This is a genomic window from Blastococcus sp. SYSU DS1021 (assembly GCF_054050995.1).
The window spans coordinates 22668-39179 of sequence record NZ_JBJHAL010000019.1 but is presented as its reverse complement, the minus strand read 5'-3'; the positions used below and the strand labels follow the sequence as shown (position 1 = coordinate 39179).

Here is a 16512-nt window from a genome sequence, read left to right as displayed (position 1 = left end):
CCCGCGCCGGGTGTGACGTACGCGGCACCGGCCGCGGTGGCAGGGTCGGCGTCGTGCGCGGACTGGCCCGGCGGGAGTTCTGCCTGGTGCTGCTGCGCCGGATGGCCGATCTCCGCCCCGATCTCACCGCCGCGGCGCTGCCGCGGCTGGGCGCGACCCGGGCGGAGGCGCACGCGGCGCACACCCGCTGGCAGGCGCTGCAGCACTCGCGCCGGGCACCCCGCGGGCTGGCCCTGCGCTCCGCGGTCCTCGGCCCGCCCGAGGAGCTGGAGGACCGCCGCGTCGGCGACCTCGACATCCAGGTGCGGCGCTGGCCGCTGCCGCTGTGGCCGCACCTGTGGTGGGAGGTGGTCAGCGGGCCCGGTGGCGCGGTGCTCCACGAGCAGCTCGCCCGCGCGCCGGGCTCACCGGTGCCGGCGGCCCGCCCGCACCGGCTGCTGGTGTGGGAGCACGTGCTCGACGACGTCGTCGGGCTGCCGGGTGCGCGCGGCCTCGACCCGGGGGTGCCGACCCGCGCGGAGGTGCGCCTCCCCGGCGGGGTGCGCGCGGTCTTCGTGTGGGGCCTGCTGCAGCAGGTCACCCGGCACGATCAGCCGGCGATGCGCCGGGCCCCGCTGTAGCCGCCCATCGAGTCGATGCTCGCCACCTTGACGACGTCGCCCGACGTGGGCGCATGCACCATCTGGCCGTCGCCGATGTAGATGCCCACGTGGCTGACCGGGCTGTAGAAGAACACGAGGTCACCCGGGCGCAGCTGGTCGCGGGAGACCGACTGGCCGGTGGCTGCCTGGTTCCGGCTGGCGCGCGGTAGCGAGATGCCGGCCGCCCGGTAGGCGTAGGAGGTGAGCCCCGAGCAGTCGAAGGCGCTGGGCCCGGTGGCCGCCCACACGTAGGGCTTCCCACGCTGGGCCATGGCGGTGTCCACGGCGATCTGCGCCGCCTCGCTGTCGGCCACCACGGGCGCGGACGGCGCCGGCGCAGTGGGCTCCCGGTCGTCGCGGCTGGCCCGCTGCGACTCGGTGCCGCGCTCCTCGGCGTGGTGGGCCTGGGCCACCGCCTGGCGCTCCTGGGCGCTGAGCTGGTCGAACTGCGCGCGGAACTCGTCGACCTGCGCCTGCAGGTCGGCCTGCTGCCCGGCGACGGCGTCGTAGGCGGCCTGCGCCTGGACCGCGGCCTCGTGCGCGGTGGCCTGGGCCTGCGCGGCGGCCACGTTGGCCTCGGCGGCGCGGGCGAGGACGACACCCTGGTGGCCGGAGATCGTCTCCAGCGTGGCCACGCGGGTGACGAACTCGTCGGCCGAGCTGCTGGTGAGCAGCGCCTGGAAGGAGCCCAGCCCCTCACCGGTCCAGGCGCTGCGCGCGATGCCGCGGACCGCCTCCTGGGCGCGGGCGAGGTCGGCGGTGGCCTGCGCCAGCTGTGCGGCCGCGGCCTCCGCGGCCGCCTGCTGGCCCGTCAGCGCGTCGCGCGCCTCGTTGAACCGCTCGGTGACGACCTCGAGCTGGTGGCCGCGCTCGGCGACCAGCCGGGCGGCCTCGGCCGAGGTTGCGGGGGAGCCGGGATCCGCGGCTGCCGGGACCGTGGCGAGGAGGATGCCGACGGTGCCGGCCAGGGCCAGCCCCACCCGTCCGGCGGTGCGGCGGCGAGCGGGCGTGCGCAGGGGGGTCGCCATGGTGCGGCGGCTCTCCGATCTCATCCACGGCCGCCTGCCGGGGGCCCGGCCGGGCACGCGCGGGCACGCCGGGACGGAGGGGTCCGTCCCACCTGCGTGCCGCAGCGTTGCCTGGCCGGCACCCGCGCCTGTGCGGGTGCCCGGTTCGCTCGACGGCGCCCGGCGGAGGTCACTCGGTAGTGACAGAAAGCCCCGACGGACACACTCACCGTAGGCGGCGTGACCCGGTCGTGACAATGCCCGGAACGACATTCGTGTAGTTCTCCTGCGCGTCCTGTCACAGCCGTCCCAGCCACCTGCGCGTTCGCTCCGCAGGGGCGGTAGACGCCCCACCGGGGTCCGTTTCGGCACGGCTCCGCGGGACCACTATCGGTGGATGGACATCCGGAAGCCCCTCCTGCTGCTCGCGCTCGCCGGGTCGCTGGTCGCCTGCGGCGACAACACCGACATCCAGCGCGGGGAGACGAACTGCGACGCCAGCGGTGAGCAGGCGGACAACCCGCACGACGCCAGCTGCGAGGAGACCGGCTCCAACACCGGCACCGACTGAACCCGCCACGCGTGGGCTGGTTCTCCCGGGCCGTCGCCTGGCTGCGCGACCTGGCCCGGGGCGTACGCGCCCGGCTGCGGGGACGCGACCTCATGCTGATCGCCGCGGGGCTCACCTTCTACGCCGGCATCGCCGTCGTGCCGCTGCTGCTGCTGGCGTTCGGTCTGACCTCCTGGCTCACCTCCCCCGAGCGGGTGCACGCCCTCGGCGAGCGGCTGGCCGAGCTGCTGCCCGGCGCGCTCGACGCACCGACCGCCGTGACCCGCCTGGTCGACGCCGGCACGGGCCTGGACCCGCTCGGCGCGCTGCTGGCGCTGCTGCCCATGTCCTTCTACGGCGAGGGTCTCCGGCGCGCGCTGCTGCGCTTCGGCTCCCGGCACGAGGGGATGACCGGCTGGCGCGGCAGGCTGGCCGCTCTGCCGCTGCTGCTGATCACCCCGGTGCTGCTGTACCCGCTGCTGCTGGCGGCCGGGCAGATGGCCGACCTCGCCGACCGCGGCGGGGTGGCCGCCGTCGTCGGGCAGGTGGCCCTCGGCTACTACGCGGTACTGGCCGCCCTCACCCTGCCGCTGGCCTGGGGGTTCCGGGTCGTCGGGGGAGGCCGCGTGCGGTGGCCGGCGCTGATGGTGGGCGCGCTGTTCACCGCCGCCTGCCTGTCCGGCTTCCTGCAGGGCTTCGTGCTGTTCCTGGCGCTGCCGCTGGACCTGGGCGCGCCGTTCGGCGACATCGACGTCGTCGGTGGGGTCGCGGCGCTCGGCGTGTGGCTGTTCCTCCTGCACCTGGTGGTGCTGCTCGGCTGGCTGGCCACCCAGGAGCTCGACGAGCAGCTGGAGCGGCGGTCAGCGCCGCGGCGGGGACCGGTAGGGGGACCGGTCGAGCCAGGTCCCGGTCTCGCCTAGCGTCGGCTCGTCCGGGGGCGGGGATCCGCCGGTCCCGGTGTCCGGCTCCGCCACGACCGGCGGCGTGGACGGCGGGGGCGTGGACGGCGGGGACGTGGACGGCGGGGACGTGGACGGCGGGGACGTGGACGGCGGGGACGTGGACGGCGGGGGCGCCGGCACCGGCTCGGGAGCGGGCGGGGGCGGGGGCGGCGGCACGTAGCGGGAGCCGTTGCTCACCAGGATCGAGACGACCTGCCCTCGCACCGCCCGGCCGCCGGCCGGCGGACTCGTGCCCACGAGCTCTCCGTCGGCCAGGTCGCTGTCCACCCGCACCACGACGTCGAGGAAACCGGCGTCGCCGAGCACCTCCTGGCAGGCGAACGGATCACCGCAGGACGGCACCCGGATCGTGTTGCCCCGCACCACCGCGGGATCCGCGGGCGGGAAGTCGCTGCTGCCCCGGGCGCCGAGCACCGGCGCCATGGCGTCGTGCCAGATGGTGGCGCCCTTGCCGCCCCCGAAGCCGCCGACGTCCTCGGCCTCCTTGGGGTTGAACACCATCACGCTGGCGGCGATCTCCGGGGTGTACCCGACGAACGCCACCGAGACGTTGTCCTGGGTGGTGCCGGTCTTCCCCGCGATCTGGTGGCCCGGCACGTACGCCCGCCGGCCGGTCTGGCCGCCGTAGCCCGGCTCGACGTCCTTGCGCAGCATCTGGTTGAGCGTGTTCGCCACCCCGGACGGGATCGCCTCGGGGGTGCAGCGGTCGCCGTCCACGAGCGGCTCGCCGTCCGCACCCAGGACGGGCTCCCCGTTCCGGTCGAGCAGCCCGGTGACCGGGACGACGTCGCACCGGGTGCCCGAGGCCGCGAGCGTCGAGTAGGCGCTGGCCAGCCCCAGCGGGCTCGTCGCGTCGGGGCCGAAGGCGAACGAGCCGTTGTTCTCGTCGATCGTGCGCTGCGCCAGGCCCCGGGGGCCGTGGGCGTAGAGACCCATGCGCTCGGCCATGCGCACCGGCTCCTCGACGCTGCCGAGGGCGTCCTCGAGGGCCAGGAAGTAGGTGTTGGAGGACTGGTAGAGCGCGGTCGTGAGGTCCAGCGAGGCCCGGTAGCTCCCGGCGTTCCGAACCCGGTAGGGCCCGCCGTCGGCCTGGTAGACGCGCGAGTAGTACGGGTTGGGGGCGGTCAGCGTGTACTCGGTCGAGTAGCCGCGGGCCAGCGCGGCGGCCGCCACGAACACCTTGTACGTGGACCCGGCGCCCCGGCTGGGCAGCGCGTTGAGGTTGACCGACTCCTGCCGCTCGTCGTGCTCGTCGTGGCCGAAGATGCGGTTGACGCTCATCGCCAGCAGGTGGCCGGTGCCCGGCTCCACCGCGGTGAAGGTGGCCGCCAGCGAGCTCTCCAGCGGCTGGTTGGCCAGCACGGCGGCGTCGCCGGCGCGCTGCAGGTCGGCGTCCAGCGTGGTCTGGACGACGTAGCCGTTGCGCTCGAGATCGTCCTGGGTGAGCCCGAGCTCCTCGATCAGGTACCGCTGGACGAAGTCGCAGACGTAGGCGCCCACGGACGCCTCGACGCAGCCGCGGCGCGGTGCGGGAGCGGGAGCCAGGTCGAGCGGGGCGGCCTCGGCCTCGGCCTGCTGCTCCGGGCTGATGTAGCCCTGCTCGGCCATACGGGCCAGCACCTGGTTGCGCCGGACGGTCGCGCCCTCGGGGTCGGTGAACGGGTCGTGGTCGGACGGGCTCTGCACCAGGCCGGCCAACAGGGCCGCCTGGGGCAGGGTCAGCTCGGCGGCGTCGACGCCGAAGAAGGCCTGGGCCGCGGGCTGCACGCCGTAGGCATTGCGCCCGAAGTAGACGATGTTCAGGTAGCGGGTGAGCAGCTCGTCCTTGCTGTAGGTGGACTCCATCGCCAGCGCCAGCCGGGCCTCGCGCAGCTTGCGGCCGAAGGTCTTCTCGATGGCGGCGTCGCGGTCGGCCGGGGTCCGCGCGGACTGCAGCAGGGTCTGCTTCACCAGCTGCTGGGTCAGCGTGGACCCGCCTTCCTCCACCTCCCCGGCGGCGATGTTGGTGACCAGAGCACGCGCTGTGCCCTGCACGTCCAGACCGCCGTGGTCGTAGAAGCGCGCGTCCTCCACGGCCACCAGCGCCTGCCGCATCACCTCGGCGATCCGGTCGAACGTCACCGGGTCGCGGTTCTCCCGGTAGAACGAGGTGATCACCTCGCCGTTGGCCGCGAGCATCACGCTGTTGCGGGCCGGCACCTCGACGGAGAACTCCTCCGGCGGCTCGCCCAGCAGAGCCGAGGAGCTCTGCGCGGCCAGGGCCGGCCCGCCGACCCACGGCAGCAGCAACCCGGCCAGCAGTACCCCGGCCAGCAGGATGGCGCCCGCCAGCGTGAGCAGGGTGCGACCGGTCCCCGTGCGCGACTCCATGACCCTCCCCACGACAGAAAGCCCAGCTCAGCAGGGAAGATCACCGATGACAACCACCCGCGCGGGGGTACGGCCACCGGAACCGTCCCGTCCGTCACCGGGGACCCGCCCGCCCCACCGGCTCCTCCGGTCGCGGGCCGGGCCCGGTTCGTCGGCGCGGTGCCCACGGCGTTGGATGGGGGCATGCCTGATTCGATGCTGGCCGGCCGGCTGAACGTGCGCACCCGTGACTTCGTGGTCAAGGAGGTGCCCAAGCCGACGCCCGGCCCCGGCGAGGTGCTGATCCGGGTCGCCGCGGCCGGCATCTGCCTCTCCGACGTCCACCTCATCGAGGGGCAGCTGTCCCCGCTGTTCCTCGCCGGCGACGAGGTGACCCTCGGCCACGAGGTGGCCGGCACCGTCGCCGACCTGGGTGACGGGGTGAGCGGACTGGCCGAGGGCCAGCGGGTGCTGCTGCAGGCCGGGGAGGAGAAGGACGGCTGGGTGCACACCCGCGGCGTCGACTACGACGGCGGCTGGGCGCAGTACGCGCTGGCCACCGCGGACACGGTCGTGCCCATCCCCGACGACCTCCCGTTCGAGCAGGCGTGCATCGTGCCCGACGCGGTGTCGACGCCGTGGGCCTCGATCGTGCGGACGGCGCAGGTGCGGGCCGCCCAGCCCGTCGGCGTCTGGGGCATCGGCGGCCTCGGCGCGCACGCGGTGCAGCTGCTGCGCCTGGCCGGGGCCGCCCCGATCGTCGCCGTCGACCCGGTGCCGGCCGCCCGGCAGCGGGCGCTGGACTTCGGCGCGGACCTCGCGCTGGACCCGGCCGAGGACATCGCCGCCCGCGTCCGCGAGCTGACCGGCGGCGCCGGGCTGGCGTTCGCCTTCGACTTCGCCGGGGTGGCGCCGGTGCGCGAGCAGGCCGTGCGCTGCCTGGAGCGCGACGGCGCCCTGGTGCTGGTGGGCCTCACCGACCAGCCGCTGGAGATCCGCAACGGCACCCAGTTCAGCTACTTCGGCCAGCGGATCCTGGGCCACTACGGCTCCGAGCCCGCCCACGTGGTCGAGCTGGTGAACCTGATCCGCCACCACCGGCTGGACCTGTCGCGGTCGATCTCCGGCACGCTGTCCCTCGCCGACGCCGCTGAGGGCGTGGAGCGGCTGGCGCACAAGCAGGGCGACCCCATCCGGCTGGTCATCACGCCCTGAGCACGGCTCAGCAGTCGGACGGACGAGTCCACCTGTCAGCGGCCGGGGAGCCGGCCCATGAGCTCGGGCACGTGCACCAGCCGGGTCCAGCCGCTCCGACGCACGTCCAGCCGGGTCACGGCGCGGCCAGACGTCCGGCGGTCCGGCTCAACCCAGGGGCGGAGACGGCTCGCGGATGACCACCTGCACCGCGCGGAACTGCTTGGGTGTCTCCAGCAGCACCACCTTGGTCGGCTCGCCCACCTCCAGGGCGGGCTCCCGACGCAGCGCGGCCAACGCGCGGAGCCGGGGGCCGGCGAGCACGTCGTCGACGAGCCCCCGGTCGCCCCCGGTGAACAACGCCGCCAGCCCGTCGGCGTGCGGCAGCAGGACCCGGGCGGCGGTCTCGACCGCGTGGTCGACGACGGCGTCGGTCTGGTGGGCGCGGCGGCGGGCGAACCGCTGCTGCGACCAGCCGCCGGCCGCCGTCCGGCCCTGAACCTGCCGCGCGTCGACCTTGGAGACGACCAGCTGGTCGCCGTCGAAGACGCCGACCGCCCACCGGCCGCGGCGCACCAGCAGCACCGCGGCGCGCCGGGGCCGACCGGCGGCGGCGGTGAAGCTGCCCAGCAGCGGCGGCTCGGGCACCCAGCCGAACGGGGCGCGCAGGACCACGCTCGTCGTGTCGGCGCAGGTGATCCGCAGCCCGTCGTCGGCCGGCTCCACCGCGGTGAAGGCGCCGTGCCGGGTGGCGACGCCGTCCAGCCAGCGACCCAGCCGCTCGGGCGCCACCCCCAGCCGCCGGCCGCCCCCGGCGGCGGGCCGCGGGCGGGTCACCGGGACCGCAGGGTGAGCAGCCGGTCGAGCACGTCGCCCACGCGCAGGCCGTCGTGCTCGTGCTCGTTGGTCACCCAGGTGCGCACGTTGCCGACCGCCTCGGCCGTCTCCAGCGACAGGCCGGCGTCGACGTACATGTCGTCGAAGTAGACGGCGGCGTCGACCGGCACCTCGTTGGCGGCCAGCCGCGCCGGGTCGTAGAGGGCGGGGAACTCCTCCAGCTCGGCCAGTGCGTGCACGGCCGGCGCGAACGGCCGCAGCGACGCGATCTCCTCGAACATCCACGGGTAGACCATCTCGCCGGTGAACGGCAGCGGGCGGCGGGCGCCGTCGAACTCCGGCCCCCGCTCGTCCTGCGCCGCCCATCCGACCGGGCCGGGCCCCTGCGCGTAGATGCTCTCGTGCAGCGCCGCGTAGAGCGGGTCGTCCCGGTAGGAGGTCCGCCGGGCCACCTGGTCGAGGAAGGTGTCGGACAGCTCGCCGTCGCCGTCGAACGCCTCCTCGAACAGCCAGTGCAGCTCCGTGGCGCCGTCCCGCATGCCCAGCGCCTGACCGACGGTCTGCAGGCGGCGCACGGTGAGCCGGTCGCCGTCGGGCAGGACCGCGGGTGCGGCGGCCAGCCGGTCGGCGACGGCGGCGACCTGCGCGACGTCGTCGGGAAACCGCTCGTAGAGCCGGCGGGTGCGCGCGGCGACGCGGGGATAGGTGCGCCGGTAGACCTCGCGGGCGTCGGCGCGCAGGCCCGGCAGCCCTCCGGTGACCAGGCAGCGGGTGAGGCCCTCGGGCGCGCGCGAGAGATAGGTCAGGGTGACGAAGCCGCCGTAGCTCTGGCCCAGGGTGGTCCACGGCCGGCCGCCGTAGAGGGTGGCCCGCACGTGCTCGGCATCGGCCACGATCGAGTCCGCCCGGAACGCCAGCAGGTGGCGGGCGGCCGCGCCGGCGTCGGGGAACCGGCCGATCGTCGCGCCGGTGATGCGCGAGCTGCGCCCGGTGCCGCGCTGGTCGAGGAGGACGACCCGGAAGTCGCGGAGCGCGCGCTCGATCCAGCCACCACGGGTCGGTCGCGGCGACTTGCCGCCCGGGCCGCCCTGCAGGAAGAGCAGGAGGGGCAGGTCGTCGGCGCGCCTGTCGGGGTGGACGAGCTCGCGGACGAACACCGAGATCGTCGCGCCGTCGTCGCCGCCCCACCGCAGCGGCACCGTCACCGCCCGGTCGCGCACGTGCGCGCCGGGGAGCGTGTACTCCGGCACGGAAAGCCCGGTCAGCCGGCGAGCGCGGGCTCGGCGACGTGCTCGGCGGGGACGTGCAGCAGCCGCTGGAAGAGCGCGACGACGACGGCCGCGACCGCGGCCGCGACGATGGCCACCAGGAACGCCGTGTTCGCGCCCGCGACGTCGACGAGCTTGCCCGCCACGGACGCCCCGAGGGCCACGCCCAGGCCCAGCGCGGTCCCGATCCAGGTGAACGCCTCGGTGACCGCGGCGCGCGGCACCAACAGTTCAGCGAGGGTGAAGGAGCTGATCAGCGACGGCGAGACCGCGACGCCGGCGACGATCACGAACGGGACCATCAGCCACACGTCCTGGATCAGCGTGAGCGGGACGACGAGCACCGTCAGCACCGCGAGGGCGACGACCAGCCGCCGCCGCAGCGGGACGCGCCAGTGGACCATGCCCCAGCCGATGCCGCTGGCCATCGAGCCGAGCGCCAGCCCCGCGATGAGGACGCCGGACATCGACATGGCGCCCCGCTCGTCGGCGAACGCCACCAGCGCGATCTCCAGGGTGCCGAGGATCGCCCCCACCGCCGCGCCGACCACGAAGAGCACGCGCAGGCCGGTGGTGCGGATCGCCGAGGGCCCCTGCCGGCTGGCGTGCCCGTGCGGTTCGGGCTCGGTGCGGCGCTGCGCGGCGAACAGCAGGCTGCCCACGGTGGCGAGGGTGAACGCCGTGACGACACCGGAGGTGGCGTGGCCCGTCGTCGAGAGGAACGTGACCAGCACCGGGCCGATGATGAAGACGAACTCGTCGACGACGGACTCCATCGCCAGCGCCGTGGGCAGCCGGTGGCTCCCGCGCAGCAGATGGGTCCAGCGGACACGGATCATCGAGGAGACCGGCGGGATGCAGGCACCGGCCAGCCCCGCGGAGGTGAAGACGATCCAGAGCGGCCAGGCCTCCCGCACGGAGAACAGGAAGACCAGGCCGGAGAGGACGAAGACGACCAGCACCGGCAGCAGCACCCGGCGCTGGCCGTGGGTGTCGGCCCAGCGGCCGAGCAGCGGACCGGCGATGGCCGTCGTCACCGCGCCCACCGCAGCGACCGCGCCGCCCAGGCCGTAGGAGCCGGTCTCCGACGCCACGAGCAGGACGCTGCCCAGCCCCACCATCGACAGCGGCAACCGGCCGATGAAGGCCGACAGGACCATGGGCAGGGCATGCGGGGTCCGGAGCACCTGCAGGTACGGATTTGCCACGGGCGGGGATGCCTCCGGGAGCAGGAAGGGGGCCACGCCACGCTAACCGACCGTGGCACACGGTGCCGCGACGACGCCCCAGACGCAGACGACCGGGGCCTGGGCGCGCTGGGCGGGAACGGCGAGGGCCCGGAACCGCGACGCTGCGGTTCCGGGCCCTGCCTCTGCCGGGCTTACGCCAGGCGGCTCTTGAGGATCTCCAGCTCGTCCCACATGGTGCTGGGGAGCTTGTCGCCGAACTTCTCGAACCACTCGGTGATCTGCGGGATCTCCTCGCGCCACTCCTCCGGCTTCACCGCGAGGGCCTGCTCGACCTGCTCGGTGGTCATGTCCAGGCCGGAGACGTCGAGGGAGTCCGCCGTCGGCACGTGGCCAACGGGGGTCTCGACGGCGGCCGCGGTGCCCTCGAGGCGCTCGATGACCCACTTGAGCACGCGGCTGTTCTCGCCGAAGCCCGGCCACAGGAAGCCGCCGTCGGCGTCCCGGCGGAACCAGTTGACGTAGAAGATCTTCGGCAGCTTGCTGGCGTCGTGCTGCTTGCCGGTCTCGACCCAGTGGCCGAAGTAGTCACCGGCGTTGTAGCCGATGAACGGCAGCATGGCGAACGGGTCGCGGCGGACGACGCCGACGGCGCCGGTCGCGGCGGCGGTGGTCTCCGAGGAGAGCGTCGCGCCCATGAACACGCCGTGGTTCCAGTCCCGGGCCTCGGTGACCAGCGGGATCGTGGTCTTGCGGCGGCCGCCGAAGAGGATCGCCGAGATCGGCACACCCTTGGGGTCCTCGTACTCCGGCGCCAGGATCGGGCACTGGGTGATCGGGGTGCAGAACCGCGAGTTGGGGTGCGACGAGAGCTCGCCGGACTCCGGCGTCCAGTCCCGGCCCTTCCAGTCGGTCAGGTGGGCCGGCGGCTCGTCGGTCATCCCCTCCCACCAGATGTCGCCGTCGTCGGTGAGGGCGACGTTGGTGAAGACCGAGTTGCCCTTGTCGATCGTGCGCATGGCGTTGGGGTTGGTGTCCCAGCCGGTGCCGGGCGCGACGCCGAAGAGGCCGAACTCGGGGTTGAGGGCGTAGAGGCGCCCGTCCTCGCCGAAGCGCATCCAGGCGATGTCGTCGCCCAGGGTCTCGACCTTCCAGCCGGGGATGGTCGGCTCGAGCATCGCCAGGTTGGTCTTCCCGCAGGCCGAGGGGAAGGCGGCGGCGATGTAGTAGGTCTTCTGCTGCGGGTTGGTGAGCTTGAGGATCAGCATGTGCTCGGCCAGCCAGCCCTCGTCGCGGGCCATGACCGAGGCGATCCGCAGCGAGTAGCACTTCTTGCCCAGCAGCGCGTTGCCGCCGTAGCCGGAGCCGTAGGACCAGATGGCCCGCTCCTCGGGGAAGTGCACGATGTACTTGGTGTCGCTGCACGGCCACGGGACGTCGGCCTGCCCCGGCTCCAGCGGGGCGCCGAGGGAGTGCATCGCCGGCACGAACGGCCGGTCGGAGCCCATCGCCTCGAGGATGCGGCTGCCGATGCGGGCCATCACCCGCATGGAGACGACGACGTACTCGGAGTCGGTGAGCTCGACGCCGAACATCGGGTTCTCGGCCTCGACCGGGCCCATGCAGAAGGGGATCACGTACATCGTCCGACCGCGCATGCACCCGCGGTACAGCTCGGTCATGATCGACTTCATCTCGTCCGGGGCCATCCAGTTGTTGGTGGGCCCCGCGTCGGCCTCGTCGACCGAGCAGATGAAGGTGCGGTCCTCGACGCGCGCGACGTCGCTGGGGTCGCTGGCGCACCAGAACGAGTTGGGCTTCTTCTCCAGCGGCGTGAAGGTGCCGGCGTCGACGAGCTTGCGGGTGAGCCGCTCCCACTCCTCGTCGGTGCCGTCGACCCAGACCACCTGGTCCGGCGTCGTCAGCTCCGCCATCTCGCGCACCCAGGCCAGCAGCCGGGCGTGCGTCGTGGGGGCGTTCTCCAGACCTGGGGTGGCCACGGTGGTCACGGCGTCTCCATCCTCTGCGTCGCCGGGGCGGACTCCCGCTCCGACGGTGGTGCCCTACGTGCCGCGGCCGCGGGACGGCCGTGCGGATCGGGTCAGCGTACAAGCGCAGACATGCGCCCGTAACGAGACAAATGTTACGTATAGGACGTCTACCGCTCAGCTCGGAACAGGCTGGTGGGAGGCGGTGTTCGCCACACTTCGTGAGCTCTCCCGCGCTTCTCTCGCCGCTCCGTCTCCGCGACGTGACGCTCCGCAATCGCCTCGCCGTGGCCCCGATGTGCCAGTACTCGGTGACCGACGGCCGGGTCGGCGACTACCACCTCGTGCACCTCGGGCGGTTCGCCCTGGGCGGCTTCGGGCTGGTGGTCGTGGAGGCCACCGCGGTGACCCCGGAGGGGCGGATCAGCCACGGCGACGTCGGCCTGTGGTCCGACGACCACGCACCCGGGCTGGCCCGGGTGGTCGACTTCCTGCACGCCGAGGGGACGGCGGCAGGCATCCAGCTGGCGCACGCCGGCGCCAAGGCCAGCAGCCGCCGGCCGTGGGAGGGCTCGGGGCCGGTGACCGAGGACGACGCCCGCCCGGGCGAGGCCCCGTGGCCGACCGTCTCGGCGTCCGCCGTGCCGGCCGGGGACGGATGGCCGGTGCCGCACGCGCTCTCCGAGGTGGAGCTGGCGGGGGTGCGGGACGCGTTCGCCGCCGCCGCCCGACGGGCCGACGCCGCCGGGTTCGACGTCGTGGAGGTGCACGCCGCGCACGGCTACCTGCTGCACCAGTTCCTCTCCCCGCTCACCAACCGGCGCGACGACTCGTACGGGGGCTCCCGCGAGGCGCGGATGCGGTTCCCGCTCGAGGTGGTGGACGCGGTGCGCGCCGCCTGGCCCGCCGGCAAGCCGCTGCTGGTGCGGGTCTCCGCCGTCGACGGCTCCGGCGACGGGCTGACGATCGAGGACACGGTGGCCTTCGCCCGGGAGCTGCGCACCCGCGGGGTGGACGCCGTCGACGTCTCCGGCGGCGGCATCGGCGGGGGCTGGGAGCACCCGATCGGCTACGGCTACCAGGTGCCCTACGCCGCGGCGATCCGTGAGCAGGCCGACATCCCGACGATGGCCGTGGGGCTGGTCGTCGACGCCCGGCAGGCCGAGGCGATCGTCGCCGGCGGCGCCGCGGACCTGGTCGCGGTGGCGCGCGAGGCGCAGGACGACCCGAACTTCGCCGTGCACGCCGCCCGGGACCTCACCGACGGCTACGACGCCTACCCGGTGCAGGCAGGCCCCCGGCTCGCCTCGCGGGGGCGCCTGCTGGGCCGGCTTGGCCCGTGGACCGGCCCGGACCCGGTCCAGGTGACCGATCAGGCCCCGGCGGGTCGCCCGTAGCCCGGACCGGTCTCGGCGAGGAAGGCCGCCCAGTCGCCCGGGGCCGGGCGGCCGCCGAGTTCGGCATCGAGCTTGTCGAGGTACCAGTGCCAGCCCATCGCGAAGTCGGTGACGTCGAGGCCGGCGGCGAAGAACTGCACGAAGCGGAGGACGGTCCGATCGCCCTCCACGAACAGGTCCAGGTCGATGCGCCAGACGCCGAGGCCGTCCTGCTCCTGGGTCCACTGCACGACCAGCCGGCGCGGCGGGTCGCACTCGACGATCGCCATCGGCTCCCCGACCGGTTCGTCCTCGTGCGTCATCGTGAAGGTGCCCGTGCCACCGGGGCCGCGCTCGCCCTCGTAGGTGCCGATCCAGCGGGCCAGGCGGACGGGCTCGGTGAGCGCTGCCCAGACGTCCTCGATCGGGTCGGGCCAGCTGCGGCGGAACTCCAGCCGCTGCCGGCCGTCCGGCTCGGTGGTGACGACGCCGCGCCGGGTCTCCAGATCGGTGTCGCTGCCGCGTGGGGTCATGTCGGTCCTCCGTCCCTGCGCGCCCGCCGGCCGCGGGCGATCTCGGTGTCCAGGGCGTCCAGTCGGTGCGCCCACAGGTCGCGGTAGGGCTCCAGCCACTCGTCGAGCTCGCGCAGCGGCCCGGGGTCGAGCGCGTAGCGGCGCTCCCGCCCCTCGGCCCGCACCCGGACCAGCCCGCTCTCGCGGAGGACGCGCAGGTGCCGGCTGATCGCGGGGCGGCTGACCGGGAACGGCGCCGCCAGCTCCCCCGCCGTCCGCTCCCCGCCGGCCAGCAGCGCGATCAGCTCGCGCCGCGTCGGGTCCGCCAGTGCCTGGAGCGCCTCCACGCCCAATGAGTAACACATGTGTTACGTATCGGTCGAGGGGTTGGCGCACGGCGCCCCGGGAAAGGAGGCGTCCATGACCGTCACCGATCCCGACAACCCCGATCCGCTCAACGACCCCCGGACCCTGCAGGCCGATCCGGGCGCCTACGGCGAGGGCGCCGACCTCGCCTCGGCCGGGGACGACGCGACGTCGAGCGGCGAGGACGAGCTGCCCACCAGCCAGAACCTGGAGGACGAGGCGGGCGGCAGCGACGTCACCGGAGGCGCGTTCGGCGGGACCCCGCCGGCCTGACCGTGTGACGAACCGGTTCTTCCGGGGTAGGGCGGCCTCGTCCCACACACCTGAACCGAGGAGGACCGATGGCCACCGGTGAGACCGGCTTCGAGGACGTCTTCTACGACCTCGTCTCCGTCCAGTACCACTCGCTCAAGGCCGGGCACGACTACGGCCAGTACGTCCGGGACGCCGAGAACGCCGGCCTGGACGACGTCGCGGCGTTCTTCCGCGAGGTCATGGAGCAGGACTCCCAGCGCGCGAAGCGCTGCCACGAGTTCCTCGGCCGCCTGCAGGGCACCGAGCAGGGCGGCCCCGCCACCCAGTGACTCCGCTGTGGGTCAGCGAGACGATGGGCAGGTGCTCACGACCGCATTGACCCGCCGCTTCTCCCTCACCACGCCGGTCATCGGGGCCCCGATGGCCGGCGTGGCTGGTGGGGGGCTCGCTGCCGCGGTGTCCCGCGCCGGCGGGCTCGGGATGATCGGGATCAGCGCGAAGCACAGCGCCGACTTCCTCGCCGAGCAGTGCGCGATCCCGCGCGCCGACGGGCTGCCGTTCGGCGTCGGGCTGATGGCCTGGGCGCTCGCCGACCGGCCCGACCTGCTCGCGGCGACGGTCGCCGCGCGGCCGGCCCTGGTGTCGGTCTCCTTCGGCGACCCGGCCCCCTACGTGCCGGCGCTGCACGATGCCGGGATCGCCGTCTGCGCCCAGGTCAACACCGTCGCCGACGCGCGAGGCGCGCTCGACGCCGGCGTCGACGTTCTGGTCGCGCAGGGCACCGAGGCGGGCGGCCACACCGGGCACCGCGGCCTGCTCCCGCTGCTGCAGGAGGTACTCCCCCTCACCGATCGCCCGGTGGTCGCCGCCGGCGGCATCGCGACCGGCCGCGGGATGGCCGCCGCCCTTGCCGCCGGCGCGGCGGGCGTGTGGATCGGGACGGCTCTGCTGTCCTGCACGGAGGGGCTGAACTCCGCCGCCGCACGGGAGCGGGTGCGGCAGGCGACCGGCGAGGAGACCGTGCTGACCCGCGCCTTCGACGTCGCGGAGGGGCTCGCCTGGCCGGAGCGCTGGCCCGGGCGGGCGCTGGTCAACGACTTCTCCCGGGTCTGGCACGGCCGCGAGGAGGAACTGGTGCACGACGCCGAGGCCCGGCAGTCCGTGGTGGACGGCCGGCGCACCGGGGACCCGGCGACCGCGCCGGTCTACGCCGGGGAGGCCGTCGGCCTGGTCACCGCCGAGCGCTCGGCCACCGACGTCGTCCGTGAGCTGGACACCGGAGCCGAGCAGGCGCTGCGCGCGGTCGGTCAGCTACTGGGCTGAACGGCGCAGCCGTCGTCGGTGCAGCCCTCGGCGGCCGGCACGGTGACCAGCGGGTGGGCGTCGGCCCAGGCCCGCTCCAGCACCTGCAGCAGCAGCTCGGCCGGCTGGGCGCCCGCGGCCCCGTACTTCCGGTCGACGACGAAGAACGGCACGCCCGTGGCGCCCAGGGCCTGCGCGGTGGCGCCCTCCTGCCGGACGGCGGCGAGGTAGCGGCGGTCGGTCAGCGCCTCCCGGATCTCGGCCTCGTCCAGCCCGACCTGCACCCCGAACGGGACGAGCGAGTCGACGTCGAAGACCGGCCGGCCCTCCTCGAAGTAGGCGTGCAGCAGGAGCTCCTTGAGCTCGTTGCGCTTGCCGTGCTCGGCGGCCAGGTGCAGCAGCTCGTGGGCCAGCAGGGTGTTGCCGCTGACGGCGTCGGCGAGGTGGTACTCCAGCCCCTCACCGGCCGCGACCTGCTCGACCTGCGCCATGTTCTCGCGCATCTGCTCGACGGTCGTGCCGTACTTGCGCGCCAGCGCCGGGAGCGTGGGGTGCGTCTCGCCCTCGGGGACGCTCGGGTCGAGCTGGAAGGAGCGCCACACGACCTCGACCTGGTCGCGGTGCGGGAACTTCTCCAGCGCGGACTCCAGCCGGCGCTTCCCGATGTAGCACCACGGGCACACGACGTCGGACCAGACCTCTACCTGCATGCCTGGCC

At 74.4% G+C, this 16512-nt stretch carries 17 protein-coding genes; 8 read left to right on the top strand and 9 right to left on the bottom strand.

Annotated elements, in window-relative coordinates:
• Nucleotides 1-53 precede the first annotated feature (53 nt).
• Nucleotides 54-620 carry a hypothetical protein gene (locus ACI8AP_RS14635; protein ID WP_456590085.1) on the top strand — a complete coding sequence of 189 codons (567 nt, stop codon included), beginning with the start codon at nt 54-56 and terminating at the stop codon, nt 618-620.
• On the opposite strand, the gene ACI8AP_RS14630 is transcribed toward ACI8AP_RS14635, so the two are convergent.
• Nucleotides 590-1669, bottom strand: coding sequence for a C40 family peptidase (locus ACI8AP_RS14630; RefSeq protein ID WP_456590084.1), 1080 nt, complete (start codon nt 1667-1669; stop codon nt 590-592). The genes ACI8AP_RS14635 and ACI8AP_RS14630 overlap by 31 nt on opposite strands.
• A 376-nt stretch (nt 1670-2045) precedes the next feature.
• On the opposite strand from ACI8AP_RS14630, the gene ACI8AP_RS14625 reads away from it, so the two are divergent.
• Together ACI8AP_RS14625 and ACI8AP_RS14620 are read left to right on the top strand one after the other, a co-directional pair.
• Complete coding sequence (locus ACI8AP_RS14625; RefSeq protein WP_456590083.1) at nt 2046-2219, top strand: hypothetical protein; 174 nt, start codon at nt 2046-2048, stop codon at nt 2217-2219.
• Between the two features lie 11 nt (nt 2220-2230).
• Nucleotides 2231-3118 carry a YhjD/YihY/BrkB family envelope integrity protein gene (locus ACI8AP_RS14620; protein ID WP_456590082.1) on the top strand — a complete coding sequence of 296 codons (888 nt, stop codon included), beginning with the start codon at nt 2231-2233 and terminating at the stop codon, nt 3116-3118.
• Here ACI8AP_RS14620 and ACI8AP_RS14615 read toward each other — a convergent pair.
• Nucleotides 3059-5530, bottom strand: coding sequence for a transglycosylase domain-containing protein (locus tag ACI8AP_RS14615; protein WP_456590081.1), 2472 nt, complete (start codon nt 5528-5530; stop codon nt 3059-3061). The genes ACI8AP_RS14620 and ACI8AP_RS14615 overlap by 60 nt on opposite strands.
• A 183-nt stretch (nt 5531-5713) precedes the next feature.
• On the opposite strand from ACI8AP_RS14615, the gene ACI8AP_RS14610 reads away from it, so the two are divergent.
• Entirely contained in the window at nt 5714-6724 is a 1011-nt protein-coding gene (locus ACI8AP_RS14610) for a zinc-binding dehydrogenase (protein ID WP_456590080.1), read from the top strand.
• 147 nt (nt 6725-6871) lie between these two features.
• On the opposite strand, the gene ACI8AP_RS14605 is transcribed toward ACI8AP_RS14610, so the two are convergent.
• From ACI8AP_RS14605 to ACI8AP_RS14590, 4 genes are all read right to left on the bottom strand, one after another.
• Nucleotides 6872-7540, bottom strand: a complete 669-nt coding sequence (locus ACI8AP_RS14605; RefSeq protein ID WP_456590079.1) for an acVLRF1 family peptidyl-tRNA hydrolase — start codon at nt 7538-7540, stop codon at nt 6872-6874.
• Nucleotides 7537-8790: an alpha/beta fold hydrolase gene (locus ACI8AP_RS14600; RefSeq protein WP_456590078.1), complete on the bottom strand. Its 1254-nt coding sequence runs from the start codon at nt 8788-8790 to the stop codon at nt 7537-7539. Before ACI8AP_RS14600 ends, ACI8AP_RS14605 begins: the two co-directional genes overlap by 4 nt.
• 11 nt (nt 8791-8801) lie before the next feature.
• Nucleotides 8802-10016 carry an MFS transporter gene (locus ACI8AP_RS14595; RefSeq protein WP_456590077.1) on the bottom strand — a complete coding sequence of 405 codons (1215 nt, stop codon included), beginning with the start codon at nt 10014-10016 and terminating at the stop codon, nt 8802-8804.
• Nucleotides 10017-10189: 173 nt separating this feature from the next.
• Entirely contained in the window at nt 10190-12004 is a 1815-nt protein-coding gene (locus ACI8AP_RS14590; RefSeq protein WP_456590076.1) for a phosphoenolpyruvate carboxykinase (GTP), read from the bottom strand.
• A 200-nt stretch (nt 12005-12204) separates the two neighbouring features.
• Between ACI8AP_RS14590 and ACI8AP_RS14585 the strand changes: the two genes are divergently transcribed.
• On the top strand, nt 12205-13380 hold the full coding sequence (locus ACI8AP_RS14585; RefSeq protein ID WP_456590075.1) for an NADH:flavin oxidoreductase/NADH oxidase: 1176 nt from the start codon (nt 12205-12207) through the stop codon (nt 13378-13380).
• Here the strand turns inward: ACI8AP_RS14585 and ACI8AP_RS14580 are convergent.
• Nucleotides 13356-13892: an SRPBCC family protein gene (locus tag ACI8AP_RS14580; protein WP_456590074.1), complete on the bottom strand. Its 537-nt coding sequence runs from the start codon at nt 13890-13892 to the stop codon at nt 13356-13358. The genes ACI8AP_RS14585 and ACI8AP_RS14580 overlap by 25 nt on opposite strands.
• Entirely contained in the window at nt 13889-14218 is a 330-nt protein-coding gene (locus ACI8AP_RS14575) for an ArsR/SmtB family transcription factor (RefSeq protein ID WP_456590073.1), read from the bottom strand. The genes ACI8AP_RS14580 and ACI8AP_RS14575 overlap by 4 nt, the downstream gene beginning before the upstream one ends.
• A 73-nt stretch (nt 14219-14291) precedes the next feature.
• Between ACI8AP_RS14575 and ACI8AP_RS14570 the strand changes: the two genes are divergently transcribed.
• The 3 genes from ACI8AP_RS14570 (at nt 14292) to ACI8AP_RS14560 (ending at nt 15815) form a co-directional block, all read left to right on the top strand.
• A complete protein-coding gene (locus ACI8AP_RS14570) occupies nt 14292-14510 on the top strand; it encodes a hypothetical protein (protein ID WP_456590072.1) in 219 nt (72 codons plus the stop codon).
• Nucleotides 14511-14578: 68 nt separating this feature from the next.
• Nucleotides 14579-14821, top strand: a complete 243-nt coding sequence (locus ACI8AP_RS14565) for an acyl carrier protein (RefSeq protein ID WP_456590071.1) — start codon at nt 14579-14581, stop codon at nt 14819-14821.
• Nucleotides 14822-14852: 31 nt separating this feature from the next.
• The gene (locus tag ACI8AP_RS14560; protein WP_456590070.1) at nt 14853-15815 is read left to right on the top strand and encodes an NAD(P)H-dependent flavin oxidoreductase; all 963 of its coding nucleotides are present in this window, start codon (nt 14853-14855) and stop codon (nt 15813-15815) included.
• Here ACI8AP_RS14560 and ACI8AP_RS14555 read toward each other — a convergent pair.
• Complete coding sequence (locus tag ACI8AP_RS14555) at nt 15800-16504, bottom strand: DsbA family oxidoreductase (protein WP_456590069.1); 705 nt, start codon at nt 16502-16504, stop codon at nt 15800-15802. The two genes, ACI8AP_RS14560 and ACI8AP_RS14555, sit on opposite strands and share 16 nt — an antisense overlap.
• Nucleotides 16505-16512 lie beyond the last annotated feature (8 nt).